A 23,337-nucleotide genomic window follows, 5' to 3' on the forward strand; every position below is an offset into this window, starting at 1 on the left:
ACGAGCCTAGTGATGCGGCCGGAAAGGGAGGACGGGGACGGGCAACACGCCGCCGGATGCCGGAACCGGAGGACGAATCGGCGCGAATCGACCGAATGTCCTCCGTTTCCGACGCCCGAGGATCAGCGCTTGAGGTTCGTCAGCTCCTGCAGCACCTCGTCAGAGGTGGTGATGATGCGGGCGTTCGCCTGGAAGCCGCGCTGAGCGACGATCAGGTTCGTGAACTCCTGGGACAGGTCGACGTTCGACATCTCGAGGGAGCCGCCCTGGAGGTTGCCGAGGCCGTCCTCCCCCGGGCCGCCCACCTGCGCCGCGCCCGAGTTGACCGTGGCGCGGTAGGTCGAGCCACCGGCCTTCTCCAGGCCGCCCGGGTTGACGAAGGTCGCCAGCGCGATGCGGCCGACGGCCTGCTTGTCGCCGTTGGAGAAGAGGCCGATGATCGTGCCGTCCTTGGAGAGGGTGAAGGATTCGAGCGTGCCCGCCGCGCGGCCGTTCTGATCCTTGAACGCGACCGTCGTCATCCCCGCGTAGCCGGTGCTGGTCGACAGGTCCACGGTGATGCCGCCGATGGCGAGGGAGCCGCCGGCCGGGTCGAGCACGCCGTTCGTGAAGGTGAGCGTCGCGTTGCCGGTCGCGCCGTTCGCGTCCTTGCCCGCGACATCCCAGCCGGCGGCGGTCTTCGTGAAGGTCAGGGTGAGCTTGCGCTCGGCGCCGTTGACGTCGTAGACGGAGACGTCGCGCACCAGCTCGTCGCCGGTCTTGGCGTCCGACGGCAGGTTGCCGGTGACGGACGCGGTGCTGGTCGCCGACGCGGGCGCGACGGCCTTCAGCGGGATCGTGACGTCGGTGAGCGCGCCGCCCTGCTGCACGACGCCGTTGACGGCGTTCCAGCCCTGCAGGATCGCGCCGCCGGGGCCGACCAGGCGGCCGAGCGCGTCCGGATCGAACGAGCCGGCACGGGTGTAGACGGTCTCGCCGCCGACCTTGGTGACGAAGAAGCCGTCGCCGTTGATCATCATGTCCGTGGGCCGGCCGGTCGCCTGCGCCGCGCCCTGGGTGAAGTTGGTGGAGATGCCCGCGACGAGCACACCGAGGCCGATCTGGGCCGGGTTGGTACCGCCGGTCTGCGCCTGCGGTCCGCCGGCGCCCTGGACCAGCTGGGAGAGCGTGTCCTGGAACTGCACGGCCGACGACTTGAACGCCGTGGTGTTGACGTTGGCGATGTTGTTGCCGGTGACATCGAGCATGGTCTGGTGCGAGCGGAGTCCGGAGATACCGGAGTAGAGCGAACGGAGCATTGCGCTGCCTTTCTGTGTGTCGCCGTGTCAGGCGGACGCCGGAGCCGGCGTCGACGTGGTGGGGGTGACGACGCCGAGGATGGCGTCCAGGTTGATCTGCTTGTCGCCGACGGTGACGACGGGAACGGCACCGGCGTAGGAGACGGAGGAGGCGATCCCGGTCTGGGTGTCGCCGTTCTTGTCGAGGTAGCTCACGGTGTGGCCGATGAGAGCGGCAGCGGAGGTGCGCATCTGCAGCGCGAACGCCTCCTGGTTGGTGGTGTCCATGTTGGTGAGCTTCTCCATCATGGCCAGCTGCGTCGTCTGCGCGATCATCTGGTTGGTGTCCATCGGCGAGCTCGGGTCCTGGTTGCGCAGCTGCGTGACGAGCAGCTGCATGAACGCCTCGCCGTCGAGCGACTGCTTCGGCGTGCGCGTCGGCGCTGTGGTGTAGATGCCGCCGGTGGGGGCGGTGTCGGTTCCGGTGACGGGGTCGACGGCCACGGTGGCTCCTTTCGGTGTCTAGACGATGAGGTCGATGGAGTGGGCGCGACCGTCGCCGGACGGCGCGCGGTCGATGGTCGGTGTGCGGCGCTGCTCCGCGTCGGAGGCGTCGGACGCGTCGCGGTGTTCGCCGCCGCCGGGCACGGTCGGCCGCCAGCCGCCCGGTGCGTCCCGCTGCGGGGAGGGCTGACTCTGAGCGGACAGGTCGAGCGTGCCGGACAGGCCGGCGCCGCCCATGTCGCGCCGCAGGTCGGGGAGGATCGCGCGCAGCGCATCCCGGCCCGCCTCGGTGGGCGCGAAGAGTTCGACGCGGACGCCCTCTGCCCCGACGTGCGCCCGCACGGTGACGGGGCCGAGGTTGTCCGGGGTCACGTGCACGGTCATCACGTGCTCGCCGCGACCGGCCGCAGCCAGCGTGAACACCGGCCGGGCCAGCTGGGAGCCGAGGGTCGGCGTCGGCATGCCCGTCGTGGTCGCGGGGGCCGCCGGTGCGGACGCCGCGGCCGGAGCGACGCTCGGAGCGGGAGCGGCGGCGACCGCGGGGCCCGGCTGCAACGCCTCGGGCGCCGCCGCCGTGACGACGACCGGCTGCTGCTGGTGGCGGTCCGGGGTTCCCGAGCCCTGCTCCCCGGCGCCGCTCGATGGCGATGCGGGGACGGGCTGAGCGGACGCGGCCGCAGCGGCGGCGCCGCCGGCGGGAGCGGCCGACGGTGCGGTGTCGGCCGGTGCAGCGACCCCAGCGGGGAGCGCTGCCGCCGTATCCGCCGTCGCGGTCGTCCGCGGGGCGGCCGGTGCCTGCGCATCCCCGGTGGATGCGGGCGCCACTCGTGCCGGGGCGGGGGCGCGCTGCGGGGCGGGAGCGTCGGCGGAGGCGTCCGAGCCGGCGCGCGCGGGCTCGGCTGAGAGCGAGGCGGGGACGGCCGAGGGGATGTCCTGGGCCGTCGGCTCCGGCGCTGGTCCGGCGGCGGCCGGCAGCGCGCCGGCCGCGGCCGTGGCCGTGGCCGGGGCCGTGGCGACGGGCGCGGGAGCGACGGGAGCCGCCTCTGCGCCGGTCGGAGCCGAGGACGCGATCGGTGCGGCGGGCGCGGCCGGGACGGGAGCGGCCACCGCCGCCTCGAGAGCCGCGGCCGGATCCGGCGTCGCCGGAGAGGCCGCCGCCGTCGGGGCCGCCTCTGTCCCGGTCGCGGTGACGTCCGGCGTTCCGGCATCGTCCTTCGCCGCGGGCGTCGTCGTCCCCTGGGCCGGCGTCGCGTGCCGCGCCGTGCGGGCGTGCACCGGCTTCGCGTCCCGCGGCTGGTCATGGTCCGCGCGCCCGGGCCGGGCATCCGGGCGGGGCCCCGGGTCGTGCGCGGGCGCCGCGCCGCGCAGGAACGCCGCGAACGCATCCCCGCCGCCCGGCTTCGCGGCCTTGGCACCGGTCCCCGCGGCCGAGGGCGTGGATGCGGGGGCCGGCGAAGCCGCCGCCACCGGGCTCACAGCGAGCCGCCCTTCACGAGGGACGCGAAGAGCGCCTGGAGCATCGCCGCCTGCGACGAGCCGGCCGATCCGGCCGATCCCGACGACGTCAGTCCCGAGAGCGACGACAGCCCACTCAGCCCGCCGAGCGACGACAGCCCGGAGAGCGCGGACACGGATGACGATGCGGCCGACGCCGACGCCGCCGACGCCTGCGGCACCACCCGCCGGATGGTCACGATGTCCGAGTCGTCCATCCAGTTGTCCACGAGGCTGACATTGCGCCCCTCGCTCGGCGCGTGGATGACCTTGCCGTTCCCGGCGTAGATCACGATGTGCTCGCCGCCGTTGGTCACGATCAGGTCGCCCGGCTGCGCCTGCGCCAGCGACGGCACCTCGGTGCCGACCGTCGACTGACCGGACACGAGTCGCGGCACGTCGATGCCGAGGTCCTTGAAGACCCGCTGTACGAGGCCCGAGCAGTCGAGCCCCGACGCGCTGGTGCCGCCGAACACGTACGGCACCCCCAGGTACTTCTTCGCGTCGGCCACCACGTCGGCGCCGGTGACGGCGCCTCCGCCGGCCGTCGCGTCGCTCGCCCCTGTGGTGCCGAGGGCTCCCGCGAGCGCATCCGCGAAGTCCGTCGCGCTCGTGCCCGCGGTGCCGCTCGACGCCGACACCGACGCCGACACCGACGCCGACGATGTCGCCGTGGTCTTCCCCACGCCGTCCAGCTGCACCAGCGTCGCCTGGATCTGTGCGATCCGGCCGATGGCATCCGTCACGCTCACGCCTCTCCCCTTCCGTCGCCCGCTGCCTTCTCGCGCAGCCACGCGCCCGTCGCGATCTCGTCGATGGCCGCCTGCTCGGCGCCGAGCTCCCCCGCCACGACCTCGGCCCTGTGCCGGGTCTCCAGCTTCTCCAGGCCGACGGCGCGCTTCTTCGCCTCGGTGAACGCGGCCTGCGCGACCACGGCCTGCTCCTCGGCCTGCTCGGCGAGCACCGAGAGGTCGGTCAGCATGCTCCGTGTGGATGCACGCGCCGCGGCGAGCGCGAACAGCGTCGACGAGTCCGTCGCCTCCACGGGTACCGCGTGCAGCGCCGCGATCGCGCTCGCCTGCCGGTCCTGCGCCGTGCGGCGCAGTGCGTTCGCGGCGGCGAGGTCGCTCGCCGCGTGCTCCTTCTCGATCTGGCGGAGCCGCAGCAGCCCGGCCAGGGGGAACGCTCGTGCCATCAGACCACTCCCATCCCTGCGACGAGGGCGCCGAGGCGCCCCCACGATTCCGTCAGCGGGGCCGGCTCGCCGATGCCCTGGCGCAGGAACGCGTTGATCGCGTCCTCGTTCGCCACTGCGGCGTCCACCCGCGCGTTCGTTCCCGGCTTGTACGCGCCGACGTCGAGCAGGTCCTGCGCGCCGACCTTGGCGGCCAGGATGCTGCGGAGCGCCGTCGCCGCCGCCCGCTGCTCCGGCGTCGTCACGCGGGACGCCAGCCGCGAGACCGAGCCGAGCACGTCCACGGACGGGAAGTGCCCCACCACCGACAGCCGGCGGTCGAGCACGACGTGCCCGTCGAGGATGCTGCGGGCGGCGTCGGCGATCGGCTCGTTGTGGTCGTCGCCGTCGACGAGCACCGTGTAGAGGCCGGTGATCGAACCGGTCACGCCGGTCCCCGCGCGCTCCAGCAGCTGGGCGAGCAGGGAGAACGTCGACGGCGGGTAGCCGCGCGTCGCCGGCGGCTCCCCCGCCGAGAGCCCGATCTCGCGCTGCGCCATCGCGACGCGGGTCAGGGAGTCCATCATCAGCACGACGTCGCGGCCCTGGTCGCGGAACGCCTCGGCGATCCGCGTCGCGGCGAACGCGGCGCGCAGCCGCATCACGGCCGGCTCGTCCGAAGTGGCGACGACGACCACCGAGCGGGCGAGGCCGGCGGGACCGAGGTCGTCCTCCAGGAACTCGCGTACCTCGCGCCCGCGCTCGCCCACCAGGGCGATCACCGACACATCCGCCTCGGTGCCGCGGGCGATCATCGACAGCAGCGACGACTTGCCGACTCCCGAGCCCGCGAACAGCCCGAGACGCTGGCCCCGCCCCGCGCTCACCATGGTGTCGAGCACGCGCACGCCGAGACCGAGCGGGCTCAGGATGCGCGCCCGGCGCATCGCGTCCGGCGCACGGTTGTCGAGCGGGACGAACCCGTCCGGCTCGATCGGCCCGCGGCCGTCGACCGGGCGGCCGAGCGCGTCGATGACGCGGCCGAGCATCCCGGTGCCGGTCGGCACGAGCAGCGGCGTACGCACCGCGCGCACGGGAGCACCCGCCGCGACGCCGGTGAGCCGCCCGAACGGCATGACCTTCGCCCCGGACGCCGTGGTCGCGACGACCTCCGCGTGGACACCCGGCTCGTCTCCGATCACCACGAGGTCGCCGATCGCGGCGGCGACGCCCTCGATCTCCGCGCCGAGCCCGACGACACCGGTCACCCGGCCGACGCGCTCCGGACGGGCGGCCGCCACGGCCGCCTGCCACCCCGCGAGCACCGCGCTCATCCGATGGCACCCTTCGCGCGCTCGAGCGCCGCGTGGATGCGCCCGTCGAGCCAGCCGTCGGGAAGTTCGCCGATCGCATCCCCGGGAGCGAGCGCCGCGTCCGCGACGATGCGCGGCGCGCCCGGGCCGACGGCGTCGGCACCGCCGAGGAGCGCGACATCAGCCGGGTTCATCCTGACCACGGCGACCGCTCCCCCGGCCGGATCCTCGAGCACGCGCGCCACGGCCGCCCTCGCGGCGGCGACGCGATCGGACAGGGCATCGCCGACGACTGCGGACGCGAGCGAGAACGCGGCCTCCACGAGCGTCGCCTCCGCCTCCTCCAGCACCGGCACGGTCGCCTCGCGCAGCTCCACCGCCGCGGCTCGAAGAGCCGTCGCCAGCGCACGGGTCGCCTCGGCCGCCTCCGCCGCCTCGGCCGCGCGCGCACCCTCCGCCTCAGCCAGCCACGCCGCCTGCTCGGCGGCCGCGGCGCGCAGTCCGTCCGCGTACCCCGCCGAATAGCCGCGGGCGCGGGCGGCCGTCATCGTCGCCTGCTGGTCCTCGGTCTCGGCGAGCACAGGCACGGTGAGCGGCGCGAAGGCGACGTCATTCGACATACGCGTCCTCGTCCCCGCGCTGCACGGTGATCGCACCGGCGGCCTCCAGGTCGCGGATCGCGCGGACGATCGCCGCGCGAGCGTCCTCGACCTGCGACAGGCGCACCGGGCCCAGGATGCGGATCTCGTCCTCCAGCACCTCGCGGTTGCGCTCGGACAGGTTGGTGGTGATGACCTCGGCGACGGCGTCCGGCGCGCCCTTCATGGCGACCGCGAGCACGGCCGCATCGACGCCGCGCAGCACCTGCTGCACGTCCCGCGCCTCGAGCCGGACGATGTCCTCGAAGGTCAGCATCCGCGAGCGGACCTCCTCGGCGAGCGCGGGGTCTCGCTGCTCGAGCGCCTCCAGCAACGCCTTCTCGGTGCCGGCGTCGGCGCGATTGATGATGTCGACGAGCGGCTGGATGCCGCCGACCGAGTCGGACGATGTGCGCGCCGCCACCACGGCGCTCGCGCGCTGCTTGAGCGTGTCCGCCACCACGCGCACGGCGTCCGGGCTCGGCGAGCCCATCGTCGCGATCGCGTGCGCGACCTCGGTCCGCGCCTGGTCGTCGAGGCCGGCCAGGATGCGCGACGCGTGGTCCGCGCGCAGGTGCGCGAGCACCAGCGCGCTGGTCTGCGGCAGCTCCCCCGCCAGCAGCATCTGGACCTGCCCCGGCTCGACCGCGTCGAGGAACTCGAACTGCTTGCCCGCCAGGCTCGACGCCACGCGGTTCAGCACCCCGGTCGCACGCTCGGCGCCGAACGAGGCCTCCAGCAGGCCGACCGCGATGTCCCGGCCGCCGCGCGTCACTGCTCCGCGCGTCGTGATGTCGTGGAACTCGTTCAGCGCCTTCTCCGCGACGCCCGGATCCACGCGGCGCAGCCGCAGGATCTCGGCGGTGATCTCGTCGGCCTCCTCGTCGGAGAACTGCTTCATCACCTGGGCCGCGCGCTGCTGGTCCATGTTCATCAGCACGACGGCGACCTTCTGCGCGCCGGTCAGCTGGCTCTTGGTGTCTGTCATACGCCCGCCCGGTCCTCCATCAGGCTGCGCAGGTACTCAGCCGTCTTCTGCGGGTCGCGCTCGGCGAGGGCCTCGATCTCCGCGCGGCGGCGCTCGGCCTCGAGCTCGGGTCCGTCCGGGTCCGGCAGCGGGTCGAGCTGCATCGGGACCGTCGGCGGGGCCGGGTCCAGCGCGATCGGGAACGGAAGCTGGTCGAGCGCCAGGGTGTCCGCCTCCTCGGCCTCCAGCTCGGCCTGCTCTGCGGCGCGCTTGCGGCTGCGGCGGAACAGGGCGAAGGCGATGATCGCCGCTGCGACGATGGCGGCGCCGATGATCGAGCTGCGGATGATCCCCGTCAGCTGGTCCGCGGCCGCGGCGTCCTTCGCCTGCTGGATGGCCTTGGCCGCCTCGGTCGCGCTCGCCTTGCTGAACGGCACCATCTCCACGCTCACGGCGTCGCCGCGCGCGGTGTCGATGCCGGCCGCGGCGTTGACGAGGTTGCGGATCTCGTTGGCGCTCACGTTGCCGACCGCGTCGGAGTTGAGGGCGACCGAGACCGTCTGCCGCGTGACCGCGCCGGCCGGGATGGTGCGCTGCTCGGTGACCTTGTCCACCGCGTTGTCCTTGGTGGCCGACTCGGAGCTGAAGCTGCCGTTGCCGTTGGTGCCGTTCGGGACCGCGATGTTGTCCGGCCCGAGCACGCCAGCCGCGCCGCCGCCCGTCCCGGTGTAGGTCTCCTTCTGGGTGGTCTCGCTGAGGGACGGCGCGTTGGTCGGGGTCGTGTACGACTCCTCCGTGCGCTGGGCCGACTCGGTGCTGACATCGGCCGCCACCGCCACGGTCGCGTTGCCGGGGCCGACGACCTTGTCGAGCATCTCCTGCACGGCCGACTTCACCCGGGTCTCGTATGTCGTCGCCTGCTTGTCCGCTCCCCCGGTCGCGCCGGCGCCGACCGTGCTGAGGACGGTGCCGTCGGCGTCGACGACGGCGACGTCGGTCGGCTTCATGCCGGTGACCGCAGCGCTCGTCAGGTGGACGATCGCCTGCACCTGGTCCGAGGTCAGGGTCACGCCGTTCTGCGTCTCCACGAACACCGACGCGGTCGGGTCCTTCTTCTCGGAGACGAAGACCGTGTCCTCGGGGATGGCCAGGCGCACGGACGCGGTCTTCACGCCCTTCATCGCGCCGATGGTGTTGGCGAGCTCACCCTCCATCGCACGCTTGTAGGTGACCGACTGCTGGAACTCGGACGACGTCACGCCCATCTTGTCGAGCAGGGAGTAGCCGCCGGAGGTCGAGGTCGGCAGGCCGGCGGAGGCCGCCTTCAGCCGCTCGTCGTAGACCTTCTGCTGCGGCACGAGGATGGTGGAGCCGCCGTCGGTCAGCTGGTACGGCACCCCGTCGGTGCGCAGCTGGTCGACGATCGCGGAGGCGTCGGAGGCCTGCACACCGGAGAACAGCGGCGTGTACGACGGCTGGGATGCCCACATCGCCAGGCCGGTCGCACCGAGCGCGACGACGGCGATGCCGATGATCGCGATCACCCGCTGGCCCACGCTGAACCCGCGGATCGTGTCGCCGATTCGCCGGAGGAAGCTCGTCACCTGCTGAGGCATCAGGCCTGCATCCGCATGATCTCGTTGAACGCGTCGACGGCCTTGTTGCGGACGCCGGCGACGAGCTCCATGGTGACCTGCGCGCGGGTGGCGGCGATGGTCGCGTCGTGGATGTCGTCGAGGTTGCCGGTGACGGCCTTGATCGCGAGCGTGTCGCTCGTGCCCTGCAGCTGCTGCAGGTTGTCGACGGCGCTGGTGAGCGCATCGCCGAACGCCGCTCCCCCGGTGCCGGGGGTCGCGGACACCGCGCCCGTGGCGCTGGTGGTGGCGTCGACGGCGCCGATCGATCCGATCGCGGGGATGGGCATCAGTTCTTTCCGATCTGCAGAGCGGCCTGGTAGCTCTCCTTCGCGCGGTCGACCACCGCGGCATTCGCCTGGTAGCCGCGCTGGGCCATGATGAGCGCGCCCATCTGCTCGGAGAGGTCGATGTCGGGGTAGCGCACGTAGCCTTTGGCGTCCGCGACCGGGTTGTCCGGCTCGTAGACCATCCGGCCCTCCGCGCTGCCGTATGCGGCGCCGGCGACGTACGCGCCGGAGACGCCCTGGCCCTCCTGGGCCACGATGTAGCGCGCCTGGAAGGCGGCGCCGTCGGTGGGCTTGGCGGTGTTGATGTTGGCCAGGTTGTCGCTGATCGCGTCCAGCCACTTGCGGTGCAGGGTGAGCCCCGTGCCCGCGATCCCGATCGCGTCGAAGGTCATCGCATGCGTCCTCTCGGTCTTACGTTGCTCGCGCCGGCGCGTCAGGTCGTCTTCAGGGCCGCACGGACGGCCGAGAACTGGTTGCCCGCGGCCTGCGAGGCGAACTGGAAACGCAGCACGGTGTCCACGTTGGAGAGCGTCTCGGTGTCGAGGTTGACGTTGTTGCCGTCGAGCCGGGTCGGCTCCAGGGAGCGCGCGGTGGTCGCGGCGACGGTGCCGTCCCCCCGTTCGACGGAGGCGGCGAGCGCGTCCTCGAACGACACGCGCTCCGCGGTGTACCCGGGCGTGTTGACGTTCGCGATGTTGTTCGCGATCGCGCGCTGGCGCGCGGCGAGGCCGTCGAGCGCGCTGAGCAGGGCGGCGCTGGTCACGGATTCGAGCACACTGCACTCCATCGATGTCGAGAGGGCGGCCCATCCGTGGCCAGTCGGTGAGCGATCCGTGCTCGAATCGCTCTATCGACCGTGTCCGGGGATGCGTTAGGCGGTGCGTGTGTGCCCAGTTCGGGGCAGGTTCCCGGCAGGTGAACAGTGCATGCCGGACCGGCCCTGCGGGCAGCAGCCTGCCTGTGGATGAAACCGCCTAAGCCGGGGTTCTCCCACACCTTCATCCACAGCCTTGCACAGCGTGTGAATTACACCCCTGTGCTTTCGAACGGAGATTCGAATGTCGCAAAATCGCAGCGAAAGAGCCGATCAGGGCGTATTTACGTTTTCTGGGAATTCTGAGATTCCACACATTCCGCGCGTGTCCTCCACACGTTTGCGACGCTCATCCACGGGTTCTCCCCAGAGTTATCCACAGGTGGACAACCTGGGGAGGACGGGCCTCGGCGGACAACCCTGTCGACCCCCGTAGGTTGAACGCGCGTTGAACGACATCGACACGCCCGGGATGCTCCGCGAGGCATGGGAGAGAGACGCGCGTCAGCCGATCAGGTCGAAGTAGACCGGATGCGGACCGGCCTCGGCGCGGGGGACCGATTTGACCGCGGCGAGGTGCTTCGCGGTCGTCTGACGGACGTCCTCCAGGTACCGGATCGTGTGCAGCTGCGCCTCGAGCAGACGGGCGGCCCGCTCCTGCAGCTCGGCCGGGATCGGGCCGAGCCCGATGGGCGGCCGCCAGGGGACGGGGTCGACCTTCGCGAGCGCCCCGTGGAGCTCCTGCTCCATGCGCGTGAGGGCATCCGCCCACGCCTCGACGGCGGGGGAGACGGCCTGCTGGTCCACTCCCACCGCGCTCTCGTCGAGCTCAGGCGACGCCGAGGTCATGTCCGCCCTCCGGCCCGATGGCTCCGATCGTTCCGGCGGCTCCGGCGGCTCCGTACACGCCCGCACCGGCACGCGCCGCACCCGCACCGGCCGCCGGCAGCGCGGCGGCCGCCTCGTGCCAGGTCTGGCGCAGCGGCTCGACCAGCCCGATGGCCTCGTGCACCTTGTCCGCATCCCGCTCGATGGTCCCCGCGACGATCAGGTCGGCGACGTATGCGTAGAGCTGGAGCAGTCCCTCGGCGCCGTCCCAGAGGTCGACCCGGAGGCTCGAGGCGAGCTCGGCGACGATCTGGTCGGCGTGCCGCAGGTTCTCCCACGCGGTCGGCCACGCCTCGGCGCGCAGCGCCTCCTCGGCCCGGGTGAGGTCGAGCACCAGCCGGTCGTAGAGCATCGTGAGCAGGCGGGCAGGGCTCGCCGAGAGCACGCTGTCCCTGTTGTAGGCCGACAGCTTGGCCGCTGCGTTCCCGAGCATCGTCATCAGCTGCCCGAGGAGGGGAGGGAGGCGAGCTGACCGGTCAGCCACGACGACTGCGACTGCAGCTGCTGGAGCTGGACTTCGAGGTTGGCATACGTCTTCTCCAGGGTCGAGCGCCGGTCGGCGAGGCGCGTGTCCCAGTCGGTGATCTGGTCGTTGAGACTCTTGACCGTCTTCTGCTCGCCCTGGATCTTAGTGGTGATCGTACCGTCGTACTTGTCGCTGACGACCGTCGCGGCGTCGGAGACGCGCTGGGCGATGGTCGACAGCGCGGCCTTCACCTTGTCGGGATCCGTGGCGAGCGCCGTCGCGAATTTGTCCTTATCGAAGGTGACCTGGCCGTCGCTCGTGATGCTGATGCCGTAGGCGGAGGGGGAGACGCCGTCGATCGGGGCGATCACCGCGTCCATCAGCTTCTGGTCCGCGTCGCGCACCGTCGACTCGCCCGTGAAGGTGCCCGCCGTGACGACCGTGCCTCCCGTGGAGTTGGTGGTCGTCGACACGGCCTGCTTCTGGGCGATGAAGCCGAAGATGTCGTTGAGGCTCGTGACGAGCGTGTTCGCCGCGTCCGAGAGCGCCTTGTCGTCGCGCGCGACCGTCAGGGTGACCGGAGTCGTGGATTCGGCGGTGGCGGTCACCGTCACACCGGGCAGCACATCGCTGAAGGTGTTGGTGGAGCTGGTGACGGTCTGCGCGGCGCCGGTGCCGGTCCACAGCGTGAGCTGCGCGTCCTGCGCCTGTCGCACCTGGGCCGCGCCCGGTTCGGTCAGCAGGTTCGTCGCCGTGCCGGCGGTGACATCGGCCGGGGTGCCGCGGTACGCCGTGAATGCTCCATCCGCGCCGGTCTTCGCCGAGCTGAGCTGCAGGCGGTAGAGCTTCTCGCCGGTCGCGGGGTCGAGGCCGGCGGAGACGCGGGTGGCGCTGACGCCGACGCCCGCCTTGTTGATCGCCGCGGCGACGTCCGCGAGGGACGAGCTGGCGGCGGTCACCTGCTTAATGGTCCCATCGGACGCGACGAACGTGAGCGTCGGGGGCTGGTCGGGCCACTGGGTCATCGGACCGGTGACCGTCACCTGGGCCTGCGCCAGGCGGTCGACCGTGAAGTCGATGCTGCCGTCCACGGCGCCGGGGCCCGCGATCGCGGTGACGGCGGTGGAGCTGCTGGTCGTCGTGTGCAGGTCGGTTCCTGCGGGCTTCGCGAGCTTGCCCGCGGAGTCGGCGAGCGCGGCGACCTTCGAGTTGAGGGTCTGCATCGCCGTGATGAAGGTCGTGGAGTCGGTGACCTTGTTCTTGAGCAGCGTCTGCGGAACGGCTTCCGCCTGCATCAGCTGATCGATCAGGTCCGTCGTCTTCAGGCCGCTGATCAGACCGTCGATGGCCAAACCCATGCGGTGCTCTCCCTTCTACGGACCTGCGGTGAGGTGGTGCGGTGGTGCTCTGTGGTGCATGTGGTCGGCGACCGGGACGTCCTTTGGGGGTGACGTCCCGGCCGCCGGGCCTGTCGCTTCTGCGCTAGGAGCCTGTGGGCTGCTTAGCGGAGGAGCTGCAGGACGCTCCAGCTACCCCGCCCGGGCTGTTGCTTAGCGGAGGAGCTGCAGGACGCCCTGGCCGGACTGGTTGGCCTGGGCCAGCATCGCGGTGCCCGCCTGCGACAGGATGTTGGAGCGGGTGTACTTCACCATCTCCTCCGCCATGTCGGTGTCGGTGATGCGCGAGTTCGCAGCGGACAGGTTCTCCTTGGAGACGTTGAGGCTGCGGATGGTGCTCTCGAAGCGGTTCTGGACCGCACCGAGGTTGGCGCGAGCCGTCGAGACGCCCTTGATCGCCGTGTCGAGCGCGGTGATCGTGGTGAGGGCGTTGGCGGCCGTGTCGTACGTGAGCGCACCCACGGTGGTGGCGATGGTCGCGACGTTCGCACCGGTCAGGTCGACGTCGATCTGGTCGTTCGCCGCCGAGTCGCCGGCGCCGACCTGGAAGGTCAGCTTCGCGTTGGAGCCGTCGAGCAGCTTGATGCCGTTGAAGTTCGCGTCACCGGAGATGCGCGTGAGCTCCTTGGTCAGCTGGTCGACCTCGGTCTTGATGGCGGCGCGCGAGTCGGTGTTGTTCGAGTCGTTACCGGCCTGGACGGCCAGGTCGCGCATGCGCTGCAGGATCGAGTGGACCTCGGTGAGCTGGCCTTCAGCGGTCTGCACGACGCTGATGCCGTCCTGAGCGTTGCGGGCGGCGACCGTGAGGCCCCCGACCTGCGACTTCAGGCCCTCGGAGATCGCGAGACCCGCCGCGTCGTCCGCCGCACGGTTGATGCGGAGGCCGCTGGACAGCTTCTCGAGCGACTTCGAGAGGTCGCTCTGAGTGTTGTTCAGGTTGCGGTAGGCGTTGAGCGCCGAGATGTTGGTGTTGATCTGCATACCCATGATGTTTCCTCCATGACTGGGCTGTTCTTACGCGGTCCGTCCGTGTCCCGCAGAACCCTCTATCGGCCGCCTGCCGCCCCCCGTTAGCCTCAGCCGCCGAACACAGGAAAAAGGGTCGTCGACACCGCCGGAGGACAGCACTTCTCCTGTGCTCGCGGCTCAGGACGCGCGGGCGGCGGAGGAGGACGCGGGGGAGGGGACGTGCGGGTGCAGGTTCGCGACGGCGTGCTGGGCGAGCCGGGCGAGATAGGCGCTGCGCCGCGCCTGCGAGGTGCGGGCCTCGATCACCTCGGGGTCGCCCTCGTCTGCGTAGTGCGTCGCGAGTCCCTCCCGCATCAGGCGGATCGCCTCGGACCGCTGCTGCGACACGGCGGAGTGCGTGATCCCCAGCTCCTCGGCGATCTCGGTCACGGTGCGGTCGTCGAAGTAGATCGCCTCGACGATCGAGCGCATCCGGTCGGGGAGGGCCGCGACGGCGGCGCGCACGTACGAGGTGCGCTCGCCGACCAGCAGCGCATCCTCCGGGCCGGGAGCCTCGGAGACGAGGAACGGCTCGACCGTCTCGTCGAGGGTGGTCACGGAGCGGGCTGCGTCGGCGAGCCCGGCGGCCGCGGTGTCGCGGTCGACGCCGAGCGCGCTCGCGATCTCGTCCACGGAGGGCGTGCGGCCGAGGGCCGACGTGAGGCTCTCCTGCACCGCCAGCGTCTCCTTGATGCGCTTGCGGGCCGACCGGGTCGCCCAGTCGCTCGCCCGCAGCTCGTCGGCGAGGGCGCCGAGGATGCGGGTGCGCGCGTAGGCGCCGAAGGGCACCCCGGTGGATGCGTCGTACGCCTCGGCCGCCTGCACGAGCGCGAGCGATCCCGCCGAGGCCAGGTCGTCGCGCGACAGGTGCGTGGCGCGCGCGCACAAGTCGGAGACCAGGTAGCCGACGAGCGGCAGGTTCTCGACGACGAGCGTGTTGCGTTCGTTCCGGTTCACGCGGGCGACCCCTCTGGTAGTTCCGGGCACCGTGCATCCACCTCGGTCGGGAGGAGGTGCGCGGGTACTCGGGCGGTGCTTGGTGCTCGGGCTTGGTCGGGTGCCGAGCGGGGTGCTAGGGGTCTTTCGTGTTCACGGTAACAACGCGCGCACACCGAGGTCTCGAACGCTTTGCCCCCACTACGGGGCAGCCCCTACCCCCAGTACGGGGAATGGGAGAAACGGCGGGCGCCCGGTAGGGCGCTGAGCGATTCCACAGGTTGACCCGCCTAACGTGGGCCGCGACGCTGCCGATGGTCCCCCATGAGGCGGACATCCCGTCCCCTTACGGATCGAGGGACCCAGGTGCGCACATCGACTCACGAGGACGTCAGGAGCGACATGGCCGCGAGCGAACTCTCTGCGCAGCTCTGGAAGGAGCGTGAGCTTCTCGAGCTCCTGCTCTTCAAGCTCGAGGAGGAGCAGCTGCTGCTCATCTCCGGCAAGTCGCGCTGGATCTCTCACGCCACCCGCGAGGTGGAGCAGGTGATGGAGCGCATGCGAGCGGTCGGGCTCGCGCGCACCGTCGAGGTCGCGGTCGTCGCGGAGGAATGGGGCATCGGCCCCGACGCCACCCTCCGCGAGCTGGCCGCGGCCGCTCCCGAGGGAATCTGGTCCGACATCTTCACGTCCCACCTGACCGCGATGACCGAACTCACCGGCCAGATCGCGGAGGTGAGGGACACCAATGAGCGACTGCTGCGCGAGGCGGCCCGGTCCACCCAGGAGACCCTGAGCGGGCTCACCGGGAGCGGCCCGGACGCGGGCGTCTACGGCGCGGCGGGCGAGAACCGTCCCGGCGACACCGGCGCGCGGCTCTTCGACACGGAGGCCTGATGAGCACCTTCAGCGGACTGAACACCGCGTACACCGGACTCGTGGCGGCGAAGGCGGGGCTCGACGTCGTCGGCCAGAACCTCGTCAACGCCAACACCGCCGGCTACACGCGGCAGCGCGTCACCACCTCCGGCGTCCCCGCGCTGAACAACGCCGGGCTGTTCTCCGGCGGCGTCCGCCCCGGTCAGGGCGTGAGCGTCGACGGCGTCCAGCGCCTCGACGACGCCGCACTGGACGCACGCGTCCGCAGCACGACGGCGCTCGCCGGCTACTCCTCCACGCGGGCTCAGGCGCTCGCGACGCTGGAGGGGTCGCTGAACGAGCCCGGAGCGAACGGCCTCTCCACCCAGCTGCAGAAGTTCTGGTCCGCGTGGGGCGACGTCGCCAACCAGGCCGGGGAGCAGGCGCCCGTCGGCGTGCTGCTCGGCCAGGCGGGCAGCCTGGTCACGCAGATCTCCGCCGGCTACCGCGCCGTCGACGACCAGTGGAGCGCCCTCCGCCAGAACGCGTCCGGGATGGTGAACGACCTGAACACCGCCGCGACCGAGGTCGCCGATCTGAACGGTCGCATCCGCGCCGCCGTCGCCTCCGGGGCGTCGCCGAACGAGCTGCTCGACCGCCGCGACCAGCTGACCGCGAAGATCGCGAACCTGGCCGGCGGAGTTGTCCGCCCGAACGAGGACGGCACCGTGGATGTCCTGGTCGGCGGCAACGCGCTCGTCTCGGGAACCACCGCGAACGCCGTGCAGCTCGCCGGCGCCCAGCGGATGTCCGACGCGGCAGGGGATCCGGTCCGCCTGGAGTGGGCGCACCGTCCCGGCTCCGCCATCGCGCTGGAGGGCGGCCAGATCGCCGGCGCCGTCTCCACGCTCGCACCCGCTGACGCCTCCGGCACCGGCGGCGTGCTCGCCGAGGCCGCCGCGAGCTACAACGCCTTCGCCGTCGCGCTCGCGCAGCGCGTGAACGCGGTGCACAGCACCGGTTCGACGCCGACCGGCGCGACCGGCCTCGACTTCTTCGCCATCGACGCGTCCAAGCCCGCCGCGCTCGGCCTCTCCGTCGTGCCGACCGGCGTCTCAGGGGTCGCCACCGGCACCCCGGGCACGGGCGGCAGCAACGGAAGCGTCGCCGACGCCATCGCGAAGCTCGGCACCGGCACCGACGCCGTCGACAAGCAGTGGGCCGCCTTCGTCGTGCGCGTTGGCGTCGCCAGCAAGACCGAGCAGCAGCAGTCGGATCTCGCCGACCTCGCCGCCAGCTCCGCCGGCAACGCTCAGCTGGCGAACTCCTCCGTCGACCTCGACGAGGAGAACATGAACATGCTCGCGTTCCAGCACGCCTACCAGGGCGCCGCGCGAGTGATGACGGCCGTGGACGAGGCGCTCGACGTGCTCATCAACCACACCGGATTGGTCGGGAGGTAATCGTGTTCACCCGGGTGACGAACGCCACGCAGACGCTGAACGCCCAGCGCAACCTGCAGCTGAGCCTGCAGCGCCAGGCCCAGCTCTACGATCAGGCGACCAGCCGCAGGCAGATCACCAAGCCGTCGGACGACCCGACCGCCGCGGCGAGCGCGATGGTCATCCGCTCCGACCAGGCCGCCACCGCCCAGTACCAGCGCAACGTCGACAACGGCGACGCCTGGCTGAACACCGCGGACTCGGCCCTCACCGGTGTGGAGAGCATCCTGCGCAGGATGCGCGACCTCACCGTCCAGGGCGCGAACGACGGAGCGCTGTCGCCCGAGGCGAAGGAGTCCGTCGCGACCGAGCTCGACGGCCTCAAGAAGAGCCTGATGGCGCTCGCGAACTCGACCTACCTCGGCCGCACGGTCTTCGCCGGCAACTCGGACGCCGGCGTCGCCTTCCAGCCCGACTACACGTTCACCGGCGTCGCGGGAAGTACAGTGGAGCGCAGGATCGGCCCCGACACCACCATCCGGGTGGATGCCGACGGCGCCGCGGTCTTCGGAACCGGCGCATCCTCGGTGTTCGCCCTGATCGACAACACGGTGAGCGACCTGCGCAACGGGGTCAACGTCGGGCCGCGCCTGGCGGAGATCGACGACAGGATGAAGGCGGTCGTGGGAGAGCACGCGGAGATCGGCGGACGCCAGACCCGCATCGACAAGGCGAAGGACACCCTCGCCGTCGGCGCGAACGCCCTGGAGTCGCAGCGCGCCGGACTCGAGGATGTGGACCTCAGCAAGGTTCTGCTCGACCTGAAGACCCAGGATGTGAACTACCAGACCGCGATCGCCGTCACGGCCCGCGTGCTGCAGCCGACGCTGATGGACTTCCTCCGATGACCGCGGTCCGTTTCATCGCCCCGCCTCCCGGCCTGGAGCCGCTGGACGCGTTCGAGCTCGCACCCGTCGCAGGCGCCGATGGCCTCTACACGCTCACCGCCGAGGAGCGGCCGGAGATCCGGCTGTTCACGCTGGACGCCGAGCTGCACCTCCCCGGGTACTCGCCGGAGCTTCCGGACGATCACGCCGCCGAGCTCGGCATCAGCGCCCCGGAGCAGGCGCAGCTCCTCGTCGTCGTGACACCGTCGCGCGAGGGCAGCACCGTCAACCTCCTCGCCCCGGTCATCGTGAACCGGGCGACCGGAGCCGCGCTCCAGCTCGTGCTCGACGACGACGCGCTCCCGGTCCGCGCCGAGCTCGCCGCCCTCGCCGGCGCGGGCGCCTAGCCCCGGCCGCTACTTCTTCGGCGCCGGAAGCGGGCACGGGGACGCCTTCGTCATCGTGTCCACCGCCTGCTGCTCCGACCACGGCAGGGACGCGACGACCTTCGCGCCCTTCTTGTCGGCCGGCACCTTGGAGACGATGGACGCGAAGCGTTCCGCGAGCGCCTGCGCGAATCCCGGACCCGCGGTGGAGTTGTTGAGCGCGAGCACGATCGTGAGCCCGGAGCCCGGGTCGGTGTACATCGCCGAGACGTAGCCGGGGATGGCGCCGGACGCCCCGCGCAGCGGGCCCAGCAACTGCATCCCGAGCCCGTAGCGCTGCCAGGACGCACCGGCCGGCACGGCTTTCGCCTGCTCGTCCGCGGACTTCTCGCTGACCAGCGACCCCGCGGCGAGCGCCTGCGAGAACGCCCGCAGATCGTCGAGGTTCGAGACGACGCCGCCCGCCGTCCAGCCGACGCTGGGGGAGAGGCGGGTCAGATCGTGCATCGGCGCGCAGACGGTCTTGCCGCTCGCGTCCGGCAGGGCCGCGTAGCCGACGGGATGCCGCCCCGGCGGCGTCATGACGGTGCTGTCGGGCAGCACGGTGGAGTCCATCCCCAGCCGGTCGAAGATGCGCTCGGTGTAGAGCTGCTGCCAGTTCTTGCCCGTCGCGTTCTGCAGCGCCATCCCGAGCAGGATGCCGTTGGTCTGCGACGCCGAGTACTTCTCGCCGGGGTTGCCGGTCCTGGCCGTCGCGATGCCGTCGCTCGCCAGCTCCAGGGGCGGCCACACGCGCGTGGGGTTGGTCAGGAACTGGCCGCGCAGCTGGCCGGCGTAATCGCCGATGCCGGACGTGTTCTGGCACAGCTCGCGCAGGGTCACGCCCGTCACGCCGACGAGCCCCGGGAGCCACTGCGAGACCGGGTCGTCGAGTTCGACCGTGCCGTCGTCGACGAGCGAGAGCAGCACAGTGCACGACATCGGCAGGGTCAGCTGGCCGGCGCGGAACGTCATCTGAGCGGTGACCGGCGTCGAGCCCTTCAAGGCCGTCGTGCCGGATGCGGAGGTCCAGCTGCCCGCCCAGGGCGCCCACACGCCGGCGATGCCCGCCGACGCGCCGGCCTTGGTCATCGCCTCGGTCAGCGCGCTGTCCAGCCGCTTCTCGACCTCGGAGCCCAGCCCGCCCGGCTGCTGCTCCGGCAGGCCCGATCCGGCGCTGACCGACGTGCACGCCGCCAGCGCGAACGCGGCGAGCGCCGCGGTGACGACGATGGCCGCCCTGTGGAGCCGCTTCGGTCGTCGCATGCCATCCCCCGACGGTCGTGTGCCAGCTGTCTGTCCAGCGATTGTAGCCCGCACGAGGGTCTCCAATCCGTTCGGGCGTGGCGCGCCGAACACAGTCCGAGGCGCGCGAACGTGCGCCGTCATCCAAGGAGGATCCACAATGCGCACATCCCCGAACCGCCTCGTCGCCACCATCTTCGGCGCGGTCTACCTGCTCGTCGGCCTGCTCGGCTTCGCGTTCACCGGCGGTGTCGGCTTCGTCGCGACGAAGGGCGGGCTCATCCTCGGGATCTTCGAGGTGAACCCGCTGCACAACATCGCCCACCTGCTGATCGGCGCGGCGCTGCTCATCGCCGGCCTCACCAGGGCGGCTGCCGCCAAGGCCGTCAACATCACCGTCGGCGCCGTCTACCTGCTGCTCGGCATCGTCGGGTTCTTCCTGGTCGGCACGGGAGCGAACATCCTCGCCCTGAACACCCCCGACCACTTCCTTCACCTCGTGAGCGCGATCGTGCTCCTCGGTGTCGGTCTCGGCGCCGAGCGGACCGTGCGCTCCAGCTCGGTCGCCGCCTGACCGACGTGGCCACGGCGCACCCCTTGAGCAGGATGTCGAACACCCTTCCGGTCGCTCCGACGACCAGGGCGTTCCTCGCCGTGGCCGCGCTGGGGGCCGGACTGCTGCACGCGGCCCTGGCCCCCGGCGCACCCCTGCCGCTGCTCGTCGCGTTCGTGGCGGTGGCGGCGGCGGAGCTCGGCTGGGCGGCCGCGGCGCTCGCACGCGACCGCCCCCCGCTCTTCGCGGCCGTGCCGGCGCTGGCCCTCGTCCCGCTCGGGATCTGGGCGGCCCTCGCCACGACCGGTGCGACGACGTCGGGGGGAACGGTCCTTTCCCTCCCGTTCCTCCCGATGGGCGTCGCGTCGCTCCTCGACCTCGCCGTCGCCGGGGTGGCCGCGGTCGTGCTGCGGCGCCGCCGCTCCCGCGGCGACCGCGAGGCGGCTCCGCAGTCGGGCGCGCTGCGCTTCGTCGCCGCGCTCGCCCTCAGCGCATCCGCCGTCTGCGCCGTGACCATCCCGGCCCTCGGCGCCACCGACGCGGGCATCGCCGCGGTCACCGTCCACCACCACCACTGACCGCCTCCGGTTGACGCCGGGCGCTCGGCACGGGAGACTTAGGTAAGCCTTACCTGACCTGGAGACCATCGTGGCCGAACCGATCCCCTTCTCGCAGGCGCTCCGCGAGCGCACCCGCACCGTCCACCAGGAGAGCGAGGGCGCGGTCTTCATGCAGGACCTGATGAGCGGCAAGGGCAGCCGCGACGACTACATCCACCTGCTCTCGCAGCACTACTTCATCTACGAGGCGCTCGAAGAGGCGGCCGCGCACATGGCGGGGGACCCGGTGGCCGCGCTGTTCATCACCCCGAAGCTCACCCGCCTGCCCGCCATCGAAGCCGACCTCGAGTTCCTCATCGGGCCGGACTGGCGCGAGCGCATCCACCCGCTCCCGAGCACCCTGCGCTACACGGCGCGGGTCCGAGAGGTCGGCCACGGCTGGCCGGGCGGCTTCGTCGCCCACCACTACACGCGCTACCTCGGCGACCTCTCGGGCGGACAGATCATCCGCACGCTCCTGCAGCGCCAGTACGGCTTCGAGACGAACGGCGTCGGCTTCTACCTGTTCACCGAGATCGCGAAGCCCAAGGTGTTCAAGGACGTCTACCGGGCCCAGCTGGACGCGGTGGACTGGGACGACGACGAGCGCGACCGGGTGATCGCCGAGGTGGCGCTGGCGTTCCGCTTCAACACCGAGCTGTTCGACGACCTGGCCGCCGCGAAGGCCGCGGCCTAGGTTCGGGCGGCCCGTCGCGCCGCGCTCAGCGCCTGCCCAGCGAGAACGAGGCGTTGCCGAACCGGACGATCGAGCCGGGATCGACCTCGTGCCGCGTGTTCGGGTCGCAGGCGAACGTGCCGTCGCCCGGGTAGCTGATCGTCGTTCCGTTCGCGGAGCCGAGGTCCATCACCCAGAAGATGCCCTGGTACTGGCCGAAGGCGAGGTGCGCACGGGAGACCGACTTGGCGTCGTCCCCGATCGTGACCAGCTCGACGTGCGCCGGGTCGTCCATCTCGGTGCCCGGCGTGTGGACGGACGGGTTGCGCCCGATCACGCCGTTCCCCATCGTCTCCAGGTGCTGCCCATCGCTGAAGTCCAGCACGAACGTCGCTGCCATGGTGTCTCCCCTCGCGTCCAGGCAGAACCCTAGCGGCTCGCGCTAGGACGACGCAGGGGTGGCGGCCGCCACCGGCACGTGCACGGGCCTCGCGTCGCGCATGAACCGCTCGACGTCCGGGTCGACCGTGATGTCGCTCGGGCGCAGCGGCCGGGTCAGGTAGAGGCCGTCCAGCGTCGTGATGCGGCTGAGCGCCACGTAGGTCTGACCGGACGTGAACGCGCGCGTGCCGAGGTCCACGATCGCCTGGTCGTAGGTCTTGCCCTGCGACTTGTGGATGGTCACGGCCCACGCCAGCCGCAGCGGGAACTGCGTGAACTCGGCGACGACATCCTTGGTCAGCTTCTTGGTCTCGGGGGAGTAGGTGTAGCGGTACTTCTCCCAGATCGCCGGCTCCACCTCGTGTACCTCGCCGTCCACATCCACGTAGACGGTCGAGTCGATCCTGGTCACGGTGCCGATCGTGCCGTTCACCCAGCGCGGCCCGTCGCCCTGACCCACGTCGTTGCGCAGGAACATCACCTGGGCGCCGACCTTCAGCTCCAGCACCTCGTCGGCCGGGTACGTGCGGCCGCCGAAGTCGCCCGACACCTCCGCCTTCGCGGTGAGCGCCCGGCCGGGGAGGCGCGCCAGCGCCTGCGCGTTGATCCGGTTGACGGTGTCGTTGCGGGTGGCGAGCGTGATCGTGCCGTCCTGGGGCGCCGGCCGCGCGCCCACCTCGTTCAGCCGGTCGGCGATCTCCTTCGTCACCTGCCCGTGCCGCACCGCGTTGAGCATGAATCGGAACTCGGACTCGTGCTGGCGGTGCACCTGCAGCAGCTCGACGATCCGCAGGTCCGCCTCCTGCCACACCTTGGCGTCGAAGAACCACATCGACCGGTAGGTGTCGCCGAAGTAGGCGCGCTCCTCGTGATCGCCCGGCACCGGGGCCAGCTGGTACGGGTCGCCGAAGAGCACGACCTGGACGCCGCCGAACGGTTCCAGCGGCCGCTGGCGCGCCTGCCGCAGGCTGCGGTCGACCGCATCCATCAGGTCGGCGTTCACCATGGAGACCTCGTCGATGACGAGAGTGTCGATGCTGTTGAGCAGCTTGCGCAGCTCCACCGTCTGCTCGATGTCGTGGTCGGCGATGACGCCGATCGGCAGCCGGAACAGCGAGTGGATGGTCTGGCCGCCGACGTTCAGGGCGGCCACGCCGGTCGGCGCCGAGATCACCAGCGACTTGTCGGTGGTCCACGACAGGTGGTTGAGCAGCGTCGACTTGCCCGTGCCCGCCCTGCCGGTCACGAAGACGTGCTCGCGCGTGTTCTCGATCAGCTCGAAGACCGCCTGCTGTTCGGGCGAGAGGGAGAGCCGTCCCATCGGCGAACCCCTTCCGTGCGCGACCTGCCGAACTACTCTAACCCCGCCCGTGCGCCGGGAACCGCTCATCCACAGGCCCATAGGATGGCT

General features: G+C 71.6%; 27 protein-coding genes. 7 read left to right on the forward strand and 20 right to left on the reverse strand.

Annotated elements, in window-relative coordinates:
* Positions 1–122: 122 nt before the first annotated feature.
* The 17 genes from AAME72_RS06875 to AAME72_RS06955 form a co-directional block, all read right to left on the reverse strand.
* Positions 123–1,298 carry a flagellar hook protein FlgE gene (locus tag AAME72_RS06875; protein WP_348789498.1) on the reverse strand — a complete coding sequence of 392 codons (1,176 nt, stop codon included), beginning with the start codon at positions 1,296–1,298 and terminating at the stop codon, positions 123–125.
* 27 nt (positions 1,299–1,325) lie between these two features.
* Positions 1,326–1,781 (reverse strand): flagellar hook capping FlgD N-terminal domain-containing protein, encoded by a 456-nt coding sequence (locus AAME72_RS06880; protein WP_348789499.1) that lies wholly within the window; start codon positions 1,779–1,781, stop codon positions 1,326–1,328.
* Between the two features lie 18 nt (positions 1,782–1,799).
* On the reverse strand, positions 1,800–3,257 hold the full coding sequence (locus AAME72_RS06885; protein ID WP_348789500.1) for a flagellar hook-length control protein FliK: 1,458 nt from the start codon (positions 3,255–3,257) through the stop codon (positions 1,800–1,802).
* Positions 3,254–4,027, reverse strand: a complete 774-nt coding sequence (locus AAME72_RS06890) for a C40 family peptidase (RefSeq protein WP_348789501.1) — start codon at positions 4,025–4,027, stop codon at positions 3,254–3,256. Before AAME72_RS06890 ends, AAME72_RS06885 begins: the two co-directional genes overlap by 4 nt.
* Positions 4,024–4,470: a hypothetical protein gene (locus tag AAME72_RS06895; protein WP_348789502.1), complete on the reverse strand. Its 447-nt coding sequence runs from the start codon at positions 4,468–4,470 to the stop codon at positions 4,024–4,026. The genes AAME72_RS06890 and AAME72_RS06895 overlap by 4 nt, the downstream gene beginning before the upstream one ends.
* Positions 4,470–5,783 carry a FliI/YscN family ATPase gene (locus AAME72_RS06900; RefSeq protein ID WP_348789503.1) on the reverse strand — a complete coding sequence of 438 codons (1,314 nt, stop codon included), beginning with the start codon at positions 5,781–5,783 and terminating at the stop codon, positions 4,470–4,472. The genes AAME72_RS06895 and AAME72_RS06900 overlap by 1 nt, the downstream gene beginning before the upstream one ends.
* The gene (locus AAME72_RS06905; RefSeq protein WP_348789504.1) at positions 5,780–6,382 is read right to left on the reverse strand and encodes a FliH/SctL family protein; all 603 of its coding nucleotides are present in this window, start codon (positions 6,380–6,382) and stop codon (positions 5,780–5,782) included. The genes AAME72_RS06900 and AAME72_RS06905 overlap by 4 nt, the downstream gene beginning before the upstream one ends.
* Positions 6,372–7,388, reverse strand: a complete 1,017-nt coding sequence (gene fliG, locus AAME72_RS06910; protein ID WP_348789505.1) for a flagellar motor switch protein FliG — start codon at positions 7,386–7,388, stop codon at positions 6,372–6,374. Before fliG ends, AAME72_RS06905 begins: the two co-directional genes overlap by 11 nt.
* Positions 7,385–8,983, reverse strand: coding sequence for a flagellar basal-body MS-ring/collar protein FliF (fliF, locus tag AAME72_RS06915; protein WP_348789506.1), 1,599 nt, complete (start codon positions 8,981–8,983; stop codon positions 7,385–7,387). Before fliF ends, fliG begins: the two co-directional genes overlap by 4 nt.
* A complete protein-coding gene (fliE, locus tag AAME72_RS06920; RefSeq protein WP_348789507.1) occupies positions 8,983–9,291 on the reverse strand; it encodes a flagellar hook-basal body complex protein FliE in 309 nt (102 codons plus the stop codon). The genes fliF and fliE overlap by 1 nt, the downstream gene beginning before the upstream one ends.
* Positions 9,291–9,683 (reverse strand): flagellar basal body rod C-terminal domain-containing protein, encoded by a 393-nt coding sequence (locus AAME72_RS06925; RefSeq protein WP_348789508.1) that lies wholly within the window; start codon positions 9,681–9,683, stop codon positions 9,291–9,293. The genes fliE and AAME72_RS06925 overlap by 1 nt, the downstream gene beginning before the upstream one ends.
* Before the next feature lie 41 nt (positions 9,684–9,724).
* Positions 9,725–10,066: a flagellar basal body protein gene (locus AAME72_RS06930; RefSeq protein WP_348789509.1), complete on the reverse strand. Its 342-nt coding sequence runs from the start codon at positions 10,064–10,066 to the stop codon at positions 9,725–9,727.
* Positions 10,067–10,609: 543 nt separating this feature from the next.
* The gene (locus AAME72_RS06935; RefSeq protein WP_348789510.1) at positions 10,610–10,954 is read right to left on the reverse strand and encodes a hypothetical protein; all 345 of its coding nucleotides are present in this window, start codon (positions 10,952–10,954) and stop codon (positions 10,610–10,612) included.
* Positions 10,935–11,426 (reverse strand): flagellar export chaperone FliS, encoded by a 492-nt coding sequence (locus AAME72_RS06940; RefSeq protein WP_348789511.1) that lies wholly within the window; start codon positions 11,424–11,426, stop codon positions 10,935–10,937. Before AAME72_RS06940 ends, AAME72_RS06935 begins: the two co-directional genes overlap by 20 nt.
* A 5-nt stretch (positions 11,427–11,431) precedes the next feature.
* Positions 11,432–12,817 carry a flagellar filament capping protein FliD gene (gene fliD, locus AAME72_RS06945; RefSeq protein WP_348789512.1) on the reverse strand — a complete coding sequence of 462 codons (1,386 nt, stop codon included), beginning with the start codon at positions 12,815–12,817 and terminating at the stop codon, positions 11,432–11,434.
* Positions 12,818–13,009: 192 nt separating this feature from the next.
* Positions 13,010–13,843, reverse strand: a complete 834-nt coding sequence (locus AAME72_RS06950; RefSeq protein ID WP_348789513.1) for a flagellin — start codon at positions 13,841–13,843, stop codon at positions 13,010–13,012.
* 159 nt (positions 13,844–14,002) lie between these two features.
* Complete coding sequence (locus tag AAME72_RS06955; protein ID WP_348789514.1) at positions 14,003–14,821, reverse strand: sigma-70 family RNA polymerase sigma factor; 819 nt, start codon at positions 14,819–14,821, stop codon at positions 14,003–14,005.
* A 381-nt stretch (positions 14,822–15,202) separates the two neighbouring features.
* Between AAME72_RS06955 and flgN the strand changes: the two genes are divergently transcribed.
* From flgN to AAME72_RS06975, 4 genes are read left to right on the forward strand one after another with little or no spacing between them, the layout of a single operon-like run.
* Positions 15,203–15,697 (forward strand): flagellar export chaperone FlgN, encoded by a 495-nt coding sequence (gene flgN / locus AAME72_RS06960; protein ID WP_348789515.1) that lies wholly within the window; start codon positions 15,203–15,205, stop codon positions 15,695–15,697.
* Positions 15,697–17,121 (forward strand): flagellar hook-associated protein FlgK, encoded by a 1,425-nt coding sequence (gene flgK / locus AAME72_RS06965; RefSeq protein ID WP_348789516.1) that lies wholly within the window; start codon positions 15,697–15,699, stop codon positions 17,119–17,121. Before flgN ends, flgK begins: the two co-directional genes overlap by 1 nt.
* Positions 17,122–17,135: 14 nt before the next feature.
* A complete protein-coding gene (gene flgL, locus AAME72_RS06970) occupies positions 17,136–18,008 on the forward strand; it encodes a flagellar hook-associated protein FlgL (RefSeq protein ID WP_348789517.1) in 873 nt (290 codons plus the stop codon).
* A complete protein-coding gene (locus tag AAME72_RS06975) occupies positions 18,005–18,394 on the forward strand; it encodes a flagellar assembly protein FliW (protein ID WP_348789518.1) in 390 nt (129 codons plus the stop codon). The genes flgL and AAME72_RS06975 overlap by 4 nt, the downstream gene beginning before the upstream one ends.
* 9 nt (positions 18,395–18,403) lie before the next feature.
* Here the strand turns inward: AAME72_RS06975 and AAME72_RS06980 are convergent, their stop codons facing one another.
* Complete coding sequence (locus tag AAME72_RS06980; RefSeq protein WP_348789519.1) at positions 18,404–19,678, reverse strand: serine hydrolase domain-containing protein; 1,275 nt, start codon at positions 19,676–19,678, stop codon at positions 18,404–18,406.
* Positions 19,679–19,817: 139 nt separating this feature from the next.
* Here AAME72_RS06980 and AAME72_RS06985 point away from each other — a divergent pair, with 139 nt between their 5' ends.
* From AAME72_RS06985 to AAME72_RS06995, 3 genes are all read left to right on the forward strand, one after another.
* A complete protein-coding gene (locus AAME72_RS06985) occupies positions 19,818–20,231 on the forward strand; it encodes a DUF4383 domain-containing protein (protein ID WP_348789520.1) in 414 nt (137 codons plus the stop codon).
* Between the two features lie 32 nt (positions 20,232–20,263).
* Positions 20,264–20,788 (forward strand): hypothetical protein, encoded by a 525-nt coding sequence (locus AAME72_RS06990; RefSeq protein ID WP_348789521.1) that lies wholly within the window; start codon positions 20,264–20,266, stop codon positions 20,786–20,788.
* 70 nt (positions 20,789–20,858) lie between these two features.
* Positions 20,859–21,506: a biliverdin-producing heme oxygenase gene (locus AAME72_RS06995; protein WP_348789522.1), complete on the forward strand. Its 648-nt coding sequence runs from the start codon at positions 20,859–20,861 to the stop codon at positions 21,504–21,506.
* A 25-nt stretch (positions 21,507–21,531) separates the two neighbouring features.
* Here the strand turns inward: AAME72_RS06995 and AAME72_RS07000 are convergent, their stop codons facing one another.
* Positions 21,532–21,885 carry an FHA domain-containing protein gene (locus AAME72_RS07000; protein WP_348789523.1) on the reverse strand — a complete coding sequence of 118 codons (354 nt, stop codon included), beginning with the start codon at positions 21,883–21,885 and terminating at the stop codon, positions 21,532–21,534.
* Between the two features lie 42 nt (positions 21,886–21,927).
* Positions 21,928–23,247, reverse strand: coding sequence for a DEAD/DEAH box helicase (locus AAME72_RS07005; RefSeq protein WP_348789524.1), 1,320 nt, complete (start codon positions 23,245–23,247; stop codon positions 21,928–21,930).
* Positions 23,248–23,337: the final 90 nt, after the last annotated feature.

Source organism: Leifsonia sp. NPDC080035, from assembly GCF_040050925.1.
Lineage (GTDB): Bacteria > Actinomycetota > Actinomycetes > Actinomycetales > Microbacteriaceae > Leifsonia.